16 protein-coding genes are annotated in these 13,609 nt (G+C 71.1%); 7 read left to right on the top strand and 9 right to left on the bottom strand.

Annotation, left to right across the window (positions count from 1 at the left end):
* Window positions 1-21 precede the first annotated feature (21 nt).
* Window positions 22-462: an NAD(+)--rifampin ADP-ribosyltransferase gene (gene arr, locus AB3M82_RS10285; RefSeq protein WP_412957651.1), complete on the bottom strand. Its 441-nt coding sequence runs from the start codon at window positions 460-462 to the stop codon at window positions 22-24.
* A 119-nt stretch (window positions 463-581) separates the two neighbouring features.
* Between arr and AB3M82_RS10280 the strand changes: the two genes are divergently transcribed.
* The 6 genes from AB3M82_RS10280 to AB3M82_RS10255 all read left to right on the top strand — a co-directional run bounded on the left by AB3M82_RS10280 (window position 582) and on the right by AB3M82_RS10255 (window position 5,218).
* Complete coding sequence (locus AB3M82_RS10280; protein ID WP_412957649.1) at window positions 582-815, top strand: hypothetical protein; 234 nt, start codon at window positions 582-584, stop codon at window positions 813-815.
* Between the two features lie 3 nt (window positions 816-818).
* Window positions 819-1,961, top strand: a complete 1,143-nt coding sequence (locus AB3M82_RS10275; protein ID WP_412957647.1) for a baeRF2 domain-containing protein — start codon at window positions 819-821, stop codon at window positions 1,959-1,961.
* Entirely contained in the window at window positions 1,951-2,754 is an 804-nt protein-coding gene (locus AB3M82_RS10270; RefSeq protein WP_412957646.1) for an SDR family oxidoreductase, read from the top strand. The genes AB3M82_RS10275 and AB3M82_RS10270 overlap by 11 nt, the downstream gene beginning before the upstream one ends.
* Window positions 2,755-2,946: 192 nt before the next feature.
* A complete protein-coding gene (locus tag AB3M82_RS10265) occupies window positions 2,947-3,783 on the top strand; it encodes a glycosyltransferase family 2 protein (protein WP_412957644.1) in 837 nt (278 codons plus the stop codon).
* Window positions 3,780-4,619 carry an endonuclease/exonuclease/phosphatase family protein gene (locus tag AB3M82_RS10260; RefSeq protein ID WP_412957642.1) on the top strand — a complete coding sequence of 280 codons (840 nt, stop codon included), beginning with the start codon at window positions 3,780-3,782 and terminating at the stop codon, window positions 4,617-4,619. Before AB3M82_RS10265 ends, AB3M82_RS10260 begins: the two co-directional genes overlap by 4 nt.
* A complete protein-coding gene (locus AB3M82_RS10255) occupies window positions 4,616-5,218 on the top strand; it encodes a DUF2238 domain-containing protein (RefSeq protein ID WP_412957640.1) in 603 nt (200 codons plus the stop codon). Before AB3M82_RS10260 ends, AB3M82_RS10255 begins: the two co-directional genes overlap by 4 nt.
* Here AB3M82_RS10255 and AB3M82_RS10250 read toward each other — a convergent pair.
* From AB3M82_RS10250 to AB3M82_RS10230, 5 genes are all read right to left on the bottom strand, one after another.
* Complete coding sequence (locus tag AB3M82_RS10250) at window positions 5,196-5,900, bottom strand: HAD family hydrolase (RefSeq protein ID WP_412957637.1); 705 nt, start codon at window positions 5,898-5,900, stop codon at window positions 5,196-5,198. The genes AB3M82_RS10255 and AB3M82_RS10250 overlap by 23 nt on opposite strands.
* Window positions 5,897-6,652: an ATP-binding cassette domain-containing protein gene (locus AB3M82_RS10245; protein ID WP_412957636.1), complete on the bottom strand. Its 756-nt coding sequence runs from the start codon at window positions 6,650-6,652 to the stop codon at window positions 5,897-5,899. Before AB3M82_RS10245 ends, AB3M82_RS10250 begins: the two co-directional genes overlap by 4 nt.
* Window positions 6,653-6,660: 8 nt before the next feature.
* On the bottom strand, window positions 6,661-7,698 hold the full coding sequence (locus AB3M82_RS10240) for an ABC transporter permease (RefSeq protein ID WP_412957634.1): 1,038 nt from the start codon (window positions 7,696-7,698) through the stop codon (window positions 6,661-6,663).
* A 5-nt stretch (window positions 7,699-7,703) separates the two neighbouring features.
* Window positions 7,704-8,702: an ABC transporter substrate-binding protein gene (locus tag AB3M82_RS10235; RefSeq protein WP_412957632.1), complete on the bottom strand. Its 999-nt coding sequence runs from the start codon at window positions 8,700-8,702 to the stop codon at window positions 7,704-7,706.
* 67 nt (window positions 8,703-8,769) lie between these two features.
* Window positions 8,770-9,489, bottom strand: coding sequence for an SDR family NAD(P)-dependent oxidoreductase (locus tag AB3M82_RS10230; protein WP_412957631.1), 720 nt, complete (start codon window positions 9,487-9,489; stop codon window positions 8,770-8,772).
* Window positions 9,490-9,712: 223 nt separating this feature from the next.
* Here AB3M82_RS10230 and AB3M82_RS10225 point away from each other — a divergent pair, with 223 nt between their 5' ends.
* On the top strand, window positions 9,713-10,729 hold the full coding sequence (locus AB3M82_RS10225; RefSeq protein WP_412957630.1) for an SIS domain-containing protein: 1,017 nt from the start codon (window positions 9,713-9,715) through the stop codon (window positions 10,727-10,729).
* A 60-nt stretch (window positions 10,730-10,789) separates the two neighbouring features.
* On the opposite strand, the gene manA is transcribed toward AB3M82_RS10225, so the two are convergent.
* The 3 genes from manA to AB3M82_RS10210 form a co-directional block, all read right to left on the bottom strand.
* Complete coding sequence (manA, locus tag AB3M82_RS10220) at window positions 10,790-11,905, bottom strand: mannose-6-phosphate isomerase, class I (protein WP_412957629.1); 1,116 nt, start codon at window positions 11,903-11,905, stop codon at window positions 10,790-10,792.
* 2 nt (window positions 11,906-11,907) lie between these two features.
* Window positions 11,908-12,777 (bottom strand): PfkB family carbohydrate kinase, encoded by an 870-nt coding sequence (locus AB3M82_RS10215; RefSeq protein ID WP_412957628.1) that lies wholly within the window; start codon window positions 12,775-12,777, stop codon window positions 11,908-11,910.
* Between the two features lie 61 nt (window positions 12,778-12,838).
* Entirely contained in the window at window positions 12,839-13,609 is a 771-nt protein-coding gene (locus AB3M82_RS10210; protein ID WP_412957626.1) for a GntR family transcriptional regulator, read from the bottom strand.

The raw sequence follows: 13,609 nt of genomic DNA, 5'->3' as shown, positions 1-13,609 counted from the left end.
CTGCAGCCAGGGTGAGCGACCTCAGTTGATGATCTCGGCGCGCCCGTCCGCGTGGAGGGCCGCGAGCTTCCGACGCCAGTCGGCCAGCGCCTCTGCCGACAGGCGCGTCCAGTCGAGGACCTCCTCGACCACGCGCAGCGGCTCGGTGCTGCGGTAGGACCGGGTCGGGTTGCCGGGGAACCTCTTGTCGGTCACGTTCGGGTCGTCCTCGAAGGCGCCGGTCGGCTCCACCCGGTACACGCGCGGCTCGCGGTCGCCGGGGGCGAGCTCCGCCGCCAGCCCTGCGCCGTCGCGGAGTGCGGTGAAGTAGATGTGGTTCATGACGACCTCGGGCCGGTAGTTCGACGGGAACCCCGCGGTGAGCAGGTCGCCCGGGCGGAGATCGGCCTTCGTGCCGTGGTAGAACGGGCCCTCCTCCCCCACTCCGGTCGGCGTCGGCGGGGTGTTCGATGTCTCGGTCACCCCGACAGGGTACGCCGCCCGCCAGTACACCGCGCCTTCCGGATCGTCAACCCGATCGCCGCATCGCGTCGCCCCTCCTAGCGTCGGGCAGACCGATGACGAGTGATGAGGAGATGACGATGTCCGATTCTCAGCGTGGCAACACGAAGCACGGCCCGCGCCTCGACGAGGAGATGGAGCAGGAGACCCGGGGCATGGTCCAGGGTCACGCCGGCGCCGCCCATGTCGAGCCGTTCCGCGAGACCGAGCCGCTGCCCGACGACACCGACGCCCCGGAGGTCGAGCGGAGCTTCCGCAACGACCCGGACCCGGACGCCCGCGCCGCAGACGCCGACACCGACGAGGAGGTCTGACCCATGACGGATGCTCAGCTGATCGAGACCCTGCACCGCCCCGGTCCGTGGACCAGTGCGTACGTCGACGGGCCTGGTCCCGTGCCGCAGGTCGAGGAGGAGTCGTACCGTCGTTCCGTCCGGGAGCGGCTCGTCGAGGCCGGAGCGCCCGAGGCGGATGCCGTCGTGGTGGAGGAGGCGCTGATCGAGCGCACGGGCCTGCCGAGTCCGTCGTCGCGCGTGCTCCTCGTCCGCGACGGCGAGGTCGTGGTCGACCGGAGCTTCGCGGGCGCACGACTCGGCCCCGAGTGCCTGGAGCACGGCCCCCTCCCTGCAGTCCTCCCGCTGCTGCGGCACGCGACCGCCGAACGGTATCTGGTGGTGGAGACCAGCCGCGACGGCGCCGACATCCGCCTAGAGACCGCCGGCCGCGGATCCAGCGAGGCGCAGAGTTCCGTCGAGGGCCGCACCGACACGCTCAACAAGGCGCAGGCCGGGGGCTGGGCGCACGCGAACTTCCACCGCCACACCGAGGACATCTGGAAGCACACCCAGTCCGAGGTCGCGCAGGCCGTCGGCGCGCTCATCCGCGACCGGCATCCGTCGTTCGTCGTCGTGTCGGGCGACATCCGTGCGCGGCAGCTGCTGGGCGAAGCCCTGTCGGATGCCGAGCGCGCGCTGGTCGTGGAGGTCGACGCCCACACGCGCGCCGAGGGATCGGACACGACCGAGCTCGACCACGCGATCGCCCGCACGATCCACGAGCACCGGACCGAGGCGATCCGCGCGCTGCGCGACCGCGCCGCGGCCGACGGGGGCAGCGGCGGCGCGGACGGACTCGACGCCGTCATCGACGCGGTGCAGCAGGCCCGGGTCGACACGCTGCTGCTCGACGCACGCATGCTCGACGACGACGCCACGCTGCTCGCGCTCGACGGTCCGCCCTGGGTGGCCAGGGACGAGTCGGAGCGGCTCGCGGCCGAGGTCGTCGGTGCGGTCGGCGTCGCCGAGGCACTGGCCCGGGCAGCACTGCTGACCGACGCCCGGGTGCTGGTCGAGGAGGAGGAGTACGCGGCCGACGACGCGCCGCGTGACGAGCGCCCCGTGCGTCAGCCGCTCGCGGCGCTGCGCTGGGCCGATGCGAAGGGAGACGACGATGAGTATTGAGCAGGAGGCGCGCCGCGCGATCGTGACGGCCGGGGACTCGGGGATCGGCCGCGCGACCGCGGTCGCCCTCGCCGCCGCCGGCATCGACGTCGGCCTCACGTGGCACACCGATCGCGAGGGCGCCGAGGAGACGGCGGCCGAGGTTCGGGCCCACGGGGCCCGGGCGGTGGTGGCACAGCTCGACGTCGCCGACATCCCGGCGTGCGGCGACGTCATCGACGGACTCATCGCCGAGCTCGGCGGGGTCGACGTGTTCGTCAACAACGCGGGCACCGGCACCCAGACGCCGTTCCTCGAGCTGACCCTCGACCAGTGGAACCAGGTCATCGACACCGACCTCACCGGCGCGTTCGTGTGCCTGCAGCGCGCCGCTCGGGCCATGGTCGCGGCGGGCCGCGGCGGCCGCCTCATCGCGGTGACGAGCGTGCACGGACACCAGCCGATGGTCGGATCCAACGCGTACGACGCGGCCAAGCACGGGCTCGAGGGCCTCATGAAGAACCTCGCGCTCGAGCTGGGCGGCTCGGGGATCAGCGCCGTCAGCGTCGCCCCGGGCGAGATCGCGACGCCGATGACCGGGCAGACCGACGAGGACCCGCATCAGGCGGATCGTCCCGGCATCCCGCTCGGCCGGCCGGGCGATGCCCGCGAGGTGGCCGCGCTGATCGCGTTCCTCGCCTCGCCCGAGGCGGCCTACATCTCCGGCGCCTCGATCGCGATCGACGGCGGGATGCTGCAGATGGGGCCCCAGGCGGGTGCCGCCATCCAGAGCCACGACTGGCGGACCGTCTAGCACGGCGCCCCGGGGCCGACACTTCGGGGGCCGCTACGACGGATGCCGGACGAATCCACCGTGATCGTCCGGCATCCGTCGTGTCGGCCGCCATGCGCGCGGTGCGCTGTCCGCTCCCCGCGCGCCTGTCAAGTCCCTCGTCCCCTGACGCGGGCCGTGCGAGGCTCGGGACACCGAGCAGGGAGCGATGACATGCACGACGGCACCGGCCCCGACCGCCAGGCCACCGGAGGAGACGACGGTCGGGCGCCGACCACCTCGGTGGTGATCCCCGTGAAGGACGATGCGCCGCTCCTCGCGCGGTGCCTGGAGGCGCTCGCGCGGCAGACGATGCCGGCCGACGAGATCATCGTCGTCGACAACGCCTCGAGCGACGACTCCGCCGAGGTCGCGCGGGCGGCCGGCGCCCGCGTCCTGTTCTGCGCCGAGCCGGGGATCTCGGCCGCCGCCTCCACCGGATACGACGCCGCGCGGGGCGACCTGATCCTGCGCCTCGACGCCGACTGCCTGCCGGACGCGCAGTGGGTGGCGGAGGTCACGGCGGCGTTCGCGGAGGCCGGCGACGTGGCGGCGTTCACCGGCCGTGCCCGCTTCACCGACGGACCGCCGGCGCTGCGCGCCCCGCTCGCGCTGCTGTACCTCGGCGCGTACACCGCCGTCACGGGTCTCGCCCTGGGCCATCGCCCGCTCTTCGGGTCGAACCTCGCCTTCCGCCGCGACGCGTGGGAGGCCGTGCGCACCGAGGTGCACCGCGGCGACCCGGAGGTGCACGACGACCTCGACCTGGCCTTCCACCTGGGCGTCGACCACCGCATCGCCCTGCTTCCGGGAACCTCGATGGGCATGTCGATGCGCCCGTTCACCGCCGGGCGCTTCGGGCGCCGCGTGCACCGGGGGTTCCGCAGCGTGCTCGTGCACTGGCCCCACGACTTCCCGCCGAGGCGCTGGAGGCGTCTGCTCGCCCGACGCTCCCGCCGCGTGCCGCTGACCGCCGCGCGACCCGATGCGCGCGGCGGGCGCGCCCGGTGAGCATCTCCGCTTCCGTGCTGGTCGGGCCGACGGCCTCCCCCGACCTGCACGTCATGACGTTCAACGTGCGACGCGCCATGGAGGGCCCGCTCCGCCCGACGCGCGACCGCTGGTCGACCCGGGCTCCGGCCGTCCGGGCGCTGCTGTGCTCCGAGCGGCCGACGCTGCTGGGCGTGCAGGAGGCGCTGCCGCGGGTGATGCCGGTGCTCCGGGAGGCGCTGGGCGCCGGGTACCGCGGGGTGGGGCGCGGCCGCGGACGAGACGGCGGCGGGGAGGGGAACCCGCTCCTGTACGACGCCGCCCGACTCTCCCTGCACGCCTCGGGGCAGCGCGCCCTGTCGGATCGCCCCGACGAGCCGGGCTCGATCGGCTGGGGCAACCTGATCCCGCGCGTGATGGTCTGGGCGGAGCTCGAGGACCGGGCCACCGGCATCCGCTTCCTCGCCGTCAACACCCACCTCGACCACCTGTCGGCCCGCGCCCGCCTCCGCTCGGCCGACGCCGTCCGCGCGATCGTGCGGGAGCGCAGCCTGCCCGCCGTCGTGATGGGCGACCTCAACGCGGGCGCGACGTCGCCCGCCGTGCGGGCCCTCCTCTCCGACCACGACCTGCGCGATGCGGCGGAGGCCGCGGATCGCCGCCTCACCCCCGACTGGGGCACGTACCCCGGCTACCGTCGCCCGCGCCTGCACGGGCGGCGCATCGACCTCATCGCGGTGACCCCGGGGGTGCGGGTTGGCGCGTACGGGGCGAATGCCCGTACGTTCGAAGGACGACGCCCCTCGGACCACCTCCCGGTCCAGGCGATCCTGCGCATCGGGAAGGAGCCGGCATGAAGGACGACTTCCTGCGCCCGCCCCGCACGCCGGCGGAATGGACGGCCGACGCCCTGCGGCTCGCGGGGCTGTTGGGCGTACTGGCGGCGGCGATCTGGCTGCAGCCGACGGATGCCGGGATCGCCGCGCTCGCCCTTCCCGCGCTCGTGCTCCCGCGGATGCTGGGGCTGCGCGCCTGGTTCGACGTCACCGCCGGCGCGGTCGTGCTCGTCGCCGCATGGAGCAACGTCTTCGAGCTCTACACCTCGATCCCCGGCTGGGATCTGCTGCTGCACTTCGCCTGTACCGGCGTGCTCGCGATCGTGGCCGCGGTCGTGCTCACCCGCACCGGCGTGGTCATGGTGACCCGCGACGCCGGGGCCCGGGCGCGCACGCCGCTCGTGCTGCTGCCGCTGATCGCTCTCGCCATCAGCGCGCTGTGGGAGATGATCGAGTGGCTCGGCTGGACTTACATCAGCGACGACATCTTCGTCACCTATCAGGACACGATCGGCGACATGGTCTTCGGCGGCCTCGGCGGGATCGCGGCCGGCATCGTGCTCGCCCGGGTCGCCGTCGAGCGGGGCGTGCGGGTGGTCAGCGCGGCATCCGCCCGCTGACGAGATCGTCGACGAGATCGGCCAGGCCGCCCATCGACGACAACGACACGATGCCGTCCCCCGTCGGTATCGTGCCCCCGTCGTCGTCGCCGATGAACGCGATCACCCGCATCCCGGCGCTCTGCGCCGCCCGGACCCCGAACCGACTGTCGTCGATGGCGAGGCAGCGTTCCGGCGGCACGCCCAACGATGCGGCTGCGTGCTCGTAGACGTCGGGGGCGGGCTTGCCGGCCCGCACATCCTCCGCGCTGCTGATGCGACCGTCGAAGTGGTGCAGCAGGTCCGCCGCCTGCAAGCTGAGGCGGATGCGCTCGTGGCCGCTGTTCGAGGCGACGGCCTTCGGCAGCGCGATCCGGTCGAGCGCGTCGGCGACCCCCGGGATCGCGCGCAGCCCGGAGCGGAGGGCCTCCTCCAGCCGCCCCGCGTAGGGGTCGTTCCAGCCCGGCTCGAGGCGTCGTCCGATGCGTTCCTCCACCTGAGAGACGAAGTACTCGTGGGAGCAGCCGGTGAACATCTCCAGCAGGGTCGGGAGATCCGCCTCCCAGCCGAGGTCCGCGAGGATCCGCTGGGACACGCGCATGGAGATCTCCTCGCTGTCGACGAGGACGCCGTCGCAATCGAAGACGATCGCGTCGTAGTGCCGCGTTCCGGTGGACGTCCCGCGGACCTGGGCGAGGGTCATGCCGCCCCGCTCAATCCGGTGATCGCCTTGACCAGGCTGTCGGGTGTGAAGGTGCTCGTCGGCGCATCGAGCGATACGCGGCCGAGCCGCAGCACGACGATCCGATCCGTGACCTCCAGCACGTGCGGCAGCGTGTGCGAGATGAAGATCACCGCCAGCCCCTTGGCGCGGGCCTGGCGGATGACCTCCAGCACCTCGGCGGACTGCCGCGCACCGAGGTGGTTGGTCGGCTCGTCCAGGATGATGACCTTGCTGGCCCACGCCGCCGCGCGGCCGATGGCGACCGCCTGCCGTTGCCCGCCCGAGAGCCGTGACACGGAGCGGGTCGACGACGGAACGGCGATGCCGACCTTCTCCAGCTCCTGCCGGGCCTGATCGTCCATCCTCCGATTCGCCAGGAACCCGAAGCGCCCCCAGAAGCCGGGAACCACCTCTTCCCTGCCCAGGAAGACGTTGGCGCTCACCGTCAGGTCCGGTGCCAGCGAGGAGTCCTGGTACAGCGTCTCGATGCCGCTCTCCAGCGCCTCCTGCGGACTGTGCCATTCCACGGGCCGCCCGTCGAGCAACAGCTGACCCTCATCCGGCCGATGGGCTCCGGAGAGCACTTTGACGAGGGTGGACTTGCCTGCGCCGTTGTCGCCGACCAGGCCGACCACCTCGCCGGCCGAGACGGCGAAGTCGACGTCTTCGAGAGCGAGGACGTTGCCGTACTTCTTGGTCGCGCCGCGCACTTCGTACGTGGGTTCCTTCATGGTGCTCCTCATGTGCGTGAATTCCCTCGTCCGATGCCCTGCACCGCCACCGCGACGGCGATCAGAGCACCGACCACGATCTGCTGTGCGTTCGGCTCGATCCCGATGAGGATGAGTCCGCTGAGCACGCTCGCGGTGATGAGCGCGCCCAGGGCGGTGCCCGTGACCCGGCCGACCCCGCCCATCAGACTGATGCCTCCGATCACCGCGGCCGCGATCGCCTGCAGCTCGCCACCCCGTCCGGATGCCGGAGAACCCGACCCGAGGCGGAAGTACACGAACAGGCCGGCGAGGGCCGCGAGCACGCCGCCGATGGCGTAGACCTTCATCAGATGACGGTCCACGTCGATGCCCGCGACGCGCGCTGCGAAGGCGTTCGACCCGATCGCGTAGGTGTGGCGGCCGAACCGGGTGCGGGAGAGCGCGAGCCAGGCGATCACGAGGATCGCGAGGACGACGAGCAGAGGCACCGTGAAGATCTCGAGGTAGCGCGTGTTCCCGAGGAGCACGACCTCTTTCGGGGCGCCGGCGATCTGCACGCCTCCCGTGACCACGAGCGTGGTGCCCATGCACACGCCCATCGTCGCGAGCGTGGCGATGAACGGCGCCAGCCTCACCCGGGTGATGAGCAGCCCGTTGACCACGCCGACCGCCAGACCGACGAGCAGCGCAGCCACGATGCCGAGAGTGATGCTCAGTGCCGGCGGCATCCCGCTCTCCGTCGTCGTGCGGATCGCGAGGGCGGCGGAGACTCCGGAGAGCCCCAGCACGGCACCCACGGAGAGGTCGATACCCCCCGTGATGATGATGAAGGTCTGGGCGATCGCCATCAGCATGACGGGCGCGAAGTCCTGCAGGATGTTCCCGAAGGAGGCCGTGGAGAAGTAGCGCGGATTGAGGAGGGAGAAGGCGAGCACCATCACCGCGTACACCAGGATCAGCAGGGACTCCTGACGCGTGGCCAGCTCTCTCCACCGCTCGCCGCGGCGCGCGAGCACCGGACTTGTCTCGAGAGTGGTCGTGCTCCCGGTCGTATCGTTCGTCATGCGGCTCACTCGGCGTACTGGTAGCGACGGGTCTCGTCGAGGTTGTCGAGGTTCATCACCACGTTGGGGATGACGACCTCCTCCTCGATGTCGTCCTCGCCTTCACCCGTGATCTTGGCGTAGGCGAACTGCAGCGCCAGGCGGGCCTCCTGAGCGGGGTCCTGCGCGATGAGCGCCGAGATCGCACCGGCCTCGAGGTCGGCGACCTGGGCGGCGTACGCGTCGTAGCAGATGAGCTTGACGTCTCCGACCTTGTCGGAGTTGTTGAGCGCGGCGACCGCTCCGGTGCAGGAGGTGCCATCGACCGCGAACACCCCGGCGAGGTCCGGGGTCTCGAGCAGCGTCGTGTTGAGGATCGTCGTCGCCTCGGAAGGCTGGCTGTACGCGTACTGCACGGGCAGCATGTCGAGTCCGTCGTACTCCTCCGCGATCGCCGCTTCGAAACCCTCCACGCGCTGGGTGCCGGTCGTGTTCGTCGGCGAGGCGGAGATCACCAGGATCGTGCCGCTGCCGCCGGTCTGCTCGTTCATCTCCTCGGCGGCACGCTCGCCGCCGTCGCGGTTGTCGCCCGTGATGTGGGAGACGAGGTCGGAGCGGTCGCTGACCGTGGTGTCGACGGTGATGACCGGGATGCCCTGGGCGGTGGCCTTCGTCACGCTCGGCTGCAGTGCATCGGCGTCGGTCGGCACGAGCACGAGAGCGTCGATGTCCTCCGTGAGGGCGGCGTCGACGAACGGGAGCTGGGACTGCGGCGAGTACTGGTCGGCTGCGCCCTGCCAGATCAGGTCCACGCCCAGCTTCTCGGCCTCGTCCTTCGCGGCGATCTCCATCGCGCGGAAGAAGGGGTCCGAGGCGATGCCGGGGATGAAGGCGATGGTGACGTCCTCGTCGGAGCCGCCGCCGGAGGGCGAGCCCCCGTCGCTGGAACAGCCGGCGAGAGCGAGGGCGGCGACCGCGAGGCCCCCCGCCAGACCGAGCCCTGTGCGCGTGCGGATTGTCTTCACGGTTACTCCTTCAAGTCGTCGGGTAGGTTTATTGTCAGATGACTGACCAACTGTGTCAATGACTTTTTCACACGTCAGACGACTCGGGGACGGTGAATCCCAGGTGCGCCCCTCCGCTGACCGGCACCAGGGCGCCGGTCATGTAGCCGCTCGCCGGGCCGATCAGGAAGCGGACGACGTCGGCGATCTCCGCGGGCTCGGCAACCCGCCCCAGCGGCGTCGACGACTCGTACTCGGCGAGCACCTCGGCGGCGGTGCGGCCGGTGAGCGAGGCCTCCCACTCCAGCTCCCGCGTCTCCATCGGCGTGCGGACGTACATGGGGCAGACGCCGTTGATGCGGATGCCACGCACGGCGAGCTCCGGGGTGGCGGACTCGATGAGACCCGAGACGGCGAACTTGGACGCGCAGTACGCCGACAGGAAGGGCGCGCCGCGCAGCCCGCCCATCGAGTCGATGATCGCGAACGCGCCGCCGCGGACCACACGCGGCGCGAGCGCGCGCACGCAGGCGAAGACACCGAAGGCGTTCACGTCCATCTGGAAGCGCCAGTCCTCATCGGTGGTCTCCAGCAGCGGGGCCATGCGCGAGACCCCCGCCGCCAGCACCACGGCGTCGACGGGACCGTCCAGGCGCTCGACGGCTGCCGCGATGGATGCCGAGGAGGACACGTCCACCCTCTCCCGCCCGTTCAGGTCCCACTCGACGATCTCGTGCCCCTCGGCACGCAGTTGCTCGACGCAGGCGGCTCCGATGCCGCTCGCGGATCCGGTGACCACTACTCGCATGATGACTCCTCGATCTCGGGTGACGATGTTGTCTGATAACTGAACAATCAGATGGGCGGATGACGCTCATCTGCGGGCGATGCGAACGGCTGTCGTCGGCGCGATCCCCAGGATTCCGCGGAAAATCGGCCTTTGACACCGGCTGTCCGGCAAGCCTATGGTTATCAGACAACCATCGCAATGTGCGACAATTGCTTGTCGCCGTCGACCAGAAGGACTCGCAATGCTCAACTTCGACCCGGAACGCTTCCTCAGCATCCAGACCACGGCCGTCTCGCTCGCGTCGGATGTCCGCGGAGCGATCGCCCGTTCGCTCGCGGGCGGTGCGGAGAACGTCTTCTTCCTCGGCGCCGGAGGTGCCGGCATCCTGATGGAGCCGGCGTACGACCTGCTCCGCCGTTCGTCGTCGCTCCCCGCCTACCTCGAGGTCGCCGCCGAGCTCCTGGCGAACGGGTCCGTCGCCCTCGGCCCGAAGTCGCTCGTCATCATCCCCTCGCTCTCCGGCACCACGGCCGAGGCGCTGGAGGTCATCGCGTACGTCAAGGACCGGGGCGCCACCGTCCTGTCCTTCACGAAGGATGCGGAGAGCCCCGTCGCGCAGGCGAGCGACGAGACCTTCACGGTGCCCGCCGCCGATGACACCTCGAGCGAGTCCTTCTACGTACAGTCGCTCTATGTGGCGCTGGCCGTCCTCGCGGAGCGCGGCGAGTACGCCGACTGGGACCGCGCGACGGCCGAGCTGCAGAAGCTCCCCCAGGCCCTCCTCGCGGCGAAGGAGCAGTTCGAGCCCCGCGCCGCCGAGCTCGCGGTCGAGCTCGCCTCGGGCGAGGACTACCACATCATCACCGGCGCCGGTTCGGTGTGGGCAGAGGCGTACTACTACGGCATGTGCATCCTCGAGGAGATGCAGTGGATCCGTACGCGTCCCGTGCACGCCTCGGACTTCTTCCACGGCACGCTGGAGCTCGTGCAGAAGGGCGTCAGCGTCATCTCCTTCAAGGGCGAGGATGCCGCGCGGCCGCTGTCGGAGCGCGTCGAGGCCTTCGTGCCGCGCGTGTCCGACCGCCTGACGGTGCTCGACACCGCCGACTTCCCCCTCGAGGGCCTGTCCGACGACGTCCGCGCGCTGGTCTCGCCGGCGGTGCTGGCCACCATCCTCGAGCGACTGAGCGCCCACCTCGAGCAGGTGCGCCGCCACCCGCTGGAGGTTCGCCGGTACTACCGCCGCCTCACGTACTGACCGCACGGGAAGAGGGCGGGGAGGCGTCGCCTCCCCGCCCTCTTGTCTCCCCTCCGGAGGTCAGTGCGGGACGGCGCCCACGACGGCCTGCCCGTCGACGAGCAGTTCCGCGTGCTCCCCATGCCCGAGGAACACCGCTTCTCCTGCGGACAGGACCAGTCGCCGGTCTTCCTCACCCCGACGCAGCGCGACGAATCCGCCCGCGCCGAGCACGATCCGCGGGCCGGGTTCGTTCGAGCGCACGCGGAGTCCGTGGCCCCGGTGCACCGTGAGCCGGAACTCCGCCGCATCCGTCTCGAGCGTCTGCGTGGTGCTCGCGGGTGCCGCCCGGATGATGCGGGCGGGTTCCGTGATCAGGTTGCGCAGAGACTCCTCGACGTCGACCGTCTTCGAGGTGAGGCCGAGCCGGAAGACGTTGTCGGAGTTCGCCATGATCTCGACCGCCAGGCCCGAGATGTATGCGTGCGGCACTCCGGAGTCGACGAAGACCGCGTCGCCGGGACGCAGGGAGACGCGTTCGAGCAGCAGGGACACCAGCGCACCCGCATCGTTCGGATGCTGCTCGGCGAGCTGGATCGCGGTCGCGAACGCGGGATGCTCGGCACCGCGGTCGCGAAGCATCTCCAGAGAGGCGCGAACCTGCTCCTCGGACGCCGCGGCGAGCTCGCGCAGGGCGCGTCTCAGGTCACCCCCGCGCTCCGCCTCGTCCGCGGCACGGTCGAGGGAGGGATGCCCCACCGACCGCAGCACGCGCAGCGCCTCGTCGAACGGCCGCAGCCCCACGAGCCCGTCGAACGGCGAGACCGCCAGGATCATCTCCGGCTTGTGGTTCGCGTCGACGAACGTCGAGGCCGCATCGGGCGCCGAGAACTGCTCCCGCGCCCGATCGATGTGCGGGTGCACCTGCAGCGACACCGCGCGTCCGGGGGCGAGCAGCTTCAGCAGGAACGGGAGCTCGCCGAACCGTTCGCGGACGGCGGGCCCCAGGAGATCGGGTTCGGCCGCGAGCAGGCCGGCCAGCGTGCCGCCGCCGTCCAGGAGGGACGGCCCGGAAGGGTGGGCTCCGAACCAGACCTCGGCGACGGGGACGCCGTCGGCCGCCCACCCCGCGAACTGCGGGATCGCGGTGGGGGAACCCCAGTCGTAGTTCTTCACGTGGCCGTCGAGTCGACGCATGGCTATCCGAACACCTCGACGTCACCGGCGAGCTGAGGCCACCCGCCGACGTACTGGCACGTGAAGCCGCCGCGGCGCGTGCCGGCCTCGAGGGCCTCCGCGAGTGCCGCGCCCTCCAGGACGGCGGCGATGTAGCCGGCCATGAAGGAGTCCCCCGCCCCTGTCGTGTCGACGACATCGACCTTCCGACCCTCGACTCGCGTCGCACCGTGGGCGTCGCGCCCCAGCGCCCCGAGCGAGCCGAGCGTGGCGACCGCCGTCGTGACGCCCGCCGCGAGGGCGGCAGCGGTGACGGACGCCGCCTCCTGCTCGTCCTCGCCGGCCGACATGAACGCCACCGTCAGGTCGTCGTACCCGGGGGTGACGCTGCAGTCCTGGCTGAGGACGACCCCGGGGTTCACGGCGCGGAGGCGATCGCGCACGGTCGCCGCATCCGGCAGCATCCCGACGTGGACCCAGCGGGCTGCGGCGATCTCGGCGATCTCCCGCTCGTCGGGGGCGTAGTGCGCCGTGACTCCGAAGCTCTCGCTCTCGAAGTAGCGGTCGCCGTCGTCCCGGCGACGGATGCAGGTGAGGGCGGTACTCCCTCGCTCGGTGCGGACGCCCGCGAGATCGAGGCCACGGAGGGCGATCGCCTGCCGGATGATCTCCGCGTCCGCATCGTCGCCGACCGACCCGTAGTAGCGGACCCGGAGCCCCATCATCGACAGCTGCACCGCCACGTTCAGCGCATTGCCGCCGACGAGATCCCCGAGCGCCGGTTCGTCGACGAAGCGATCGATCGTGTTGTCCCCGATCACGGCGACGTCGAACGGCGGTCGCGTTCCGGGGATCTCATCGAGCGTGGACGTGTCTTCCGAGCGAGTGGTCATGCCGATCCTGCTCCTAGTGTCTGATGACTTCGGTGTCGTCAGACAACTATAGCGCAGGCGGTCAGCGTCGCCGGAGGACGTTGAAGGCGATGCGGTCTCCGCGGTGGAAGTCACGCGAGAAGATCACACGGTTCCCCTCCGTCGTGATGCCTCGCTCCTCGACCAGCAGCCAGGGATCGATGTCGGCGAGGTTGTACCGGCGCGCGTCCTCCGGATCGAGGGACGTCGCCGAGATCCGCGCGATCGACGACATCACCTGCTGCCCGTGCGCCTCGAGGGCGCTGGTCACCGACACGCTCCAGTCGCGGAAGGCGAGCGGACCGGGCAGGGCTTCCCGCGGGATGAAGTTGAAGCTCAGGACCATCGGTTCGTCATCGCCGCAGCGGAGACGCACCAGTCGGATCACGGCGGCCCCGGGCTCCAGAGCCAGCGCCTCGGCGACAGCGCCGTCCGCGGGTTCCTCGGTCACGCTCAGCACGATCGTCGTGACGTGGTATCCGAGACTGGTGAGCATGTCGGTCGTGCTCTCGTACTTCGTCACCGGGCGCTCGATGTTCAGCGAGCCGACCGCCGAGAGGAAGCGGCCCTTCCCCTGGATGGCGGTGACCAGCCCCTCCTGCTCGAGGAGCTTCAGCGCTTCCCGTGTGGTCGACCGAGAGACCCCGAAGTGCTCGGAGAGCATCGCCTCCGTCGGCAGACGGTCACCGAGCCGCATCTGGTTGTCGGCGATCAGCCGCAGGATGTCGTCTCGGGCGACCTGCGCGCGGGACTGGCGCGGATAGGCCTGCGAATCGTGAACCGCGACGTCTCCGCCGACCGTGAGGTCTGACAT

This window comes from Microbacterium californiense, from assembly GCF_047246625.1.
GTDB lineage: Bacteria > Actinomycetota > Actinomycetes > Actinomycetales > Microbacteriaceae > Microbacterium.
This window is presented reverse-complemented; position numbering and strand designations above follow the sequence as displayed.

Bases quoted from the DNA above. Each gene is read 5' to 3' on its own strand.
- AB3M82_RS10280 (WP_412957649.1), top strand. From the start codon at position 582: ATGTCCGATTCTCAGCGTGGCAACACGAAGCACGGCCCGCGCCTCGAC.
- AB3M82_RS10275 (WP_412957647.1), top strand. From the start codon at position 819: ATGACGGATGCTCAGCTGATCGAGACCCTGCACCGCCCCGGTCCGTGG.
- AB3M82_RS10270 (WP_412957646.1), top strand. From the start codon at position 1,951: ATGAGTATTGAGCAGGAGGCGCGCCGCGCGATCGTGACGGCCGGGGAC.
- AB3M82_RS10265 (WP_412957644.1), top strand. From the start codon at position 2,947: ATGCACGACGGCACCGGCCCCGACCGCCAGGCCACCGGAGGAGACGAC.
- AB3M82_RS10255 (WP_412957640.1), top strand. From the start codon at position 4,616: ATGAAGGACGACTTCCTGCGCCCGCCCCGCACGCCGGCGGAATGGACG.
- AB3M82_RS10250 (WP_412957637.1), bottom strand. From the start codon at position 5,900: ATGACCCTCGCCCAGGTCCGCGGGACGTCCACCGGAACGCGGCACTAC.
- AB3M82_RS10245 (WP_412957636.1), bottom strand. From the start codon at position 6,652: ATGAAGGAACCCACGTACGAAGTGCGCGGCGCGACCAAGAAGTACGGC.
- AB3M82_RS10240 (WP_412957634.1), bottom strand. From the start codon at position 7,698: ATGACGAACGATACGACCGGGAGCACGACCACTCTCGAGACAAGTCCG.
- AB3M82_RS10230 (WP_412957631.1), bottom strand. From the start codon at position 9,489: ATGCGAGTAGTGGTCACCGGATCCGCGAGCGGCATCGGAGCCGCCTGC.
- AB3M82_RS10225 (WP_412957630.1), top strand. From the start codon at position 9,713: ATGCTCAACTTCGACCCGGAACGCTTCCTCAGCATCCAGACCACGGCC.
- manA (WP_412957629.1), bottom strand. From the start codon at position 11,905: ATGCGTCGACTCGACGGCCACGTGAAGAACTACGACTGGGGTTCCCCC.
- AB3M82_RS10215 (WP_412957628.1), bottom strand. From the start codon at position 12,777: ATGACCACTCGCTCGGAAGACACGTCCACGCTCGATGAGATCCCCGGA.
- AB3M82_RS10210 (WP_412957626.1), bottom strand. From the start codon at position 13,609: ATGTCAGACCTCACGGTCGGCGGAGACGTCGCGGTTCACGATTCGCAG.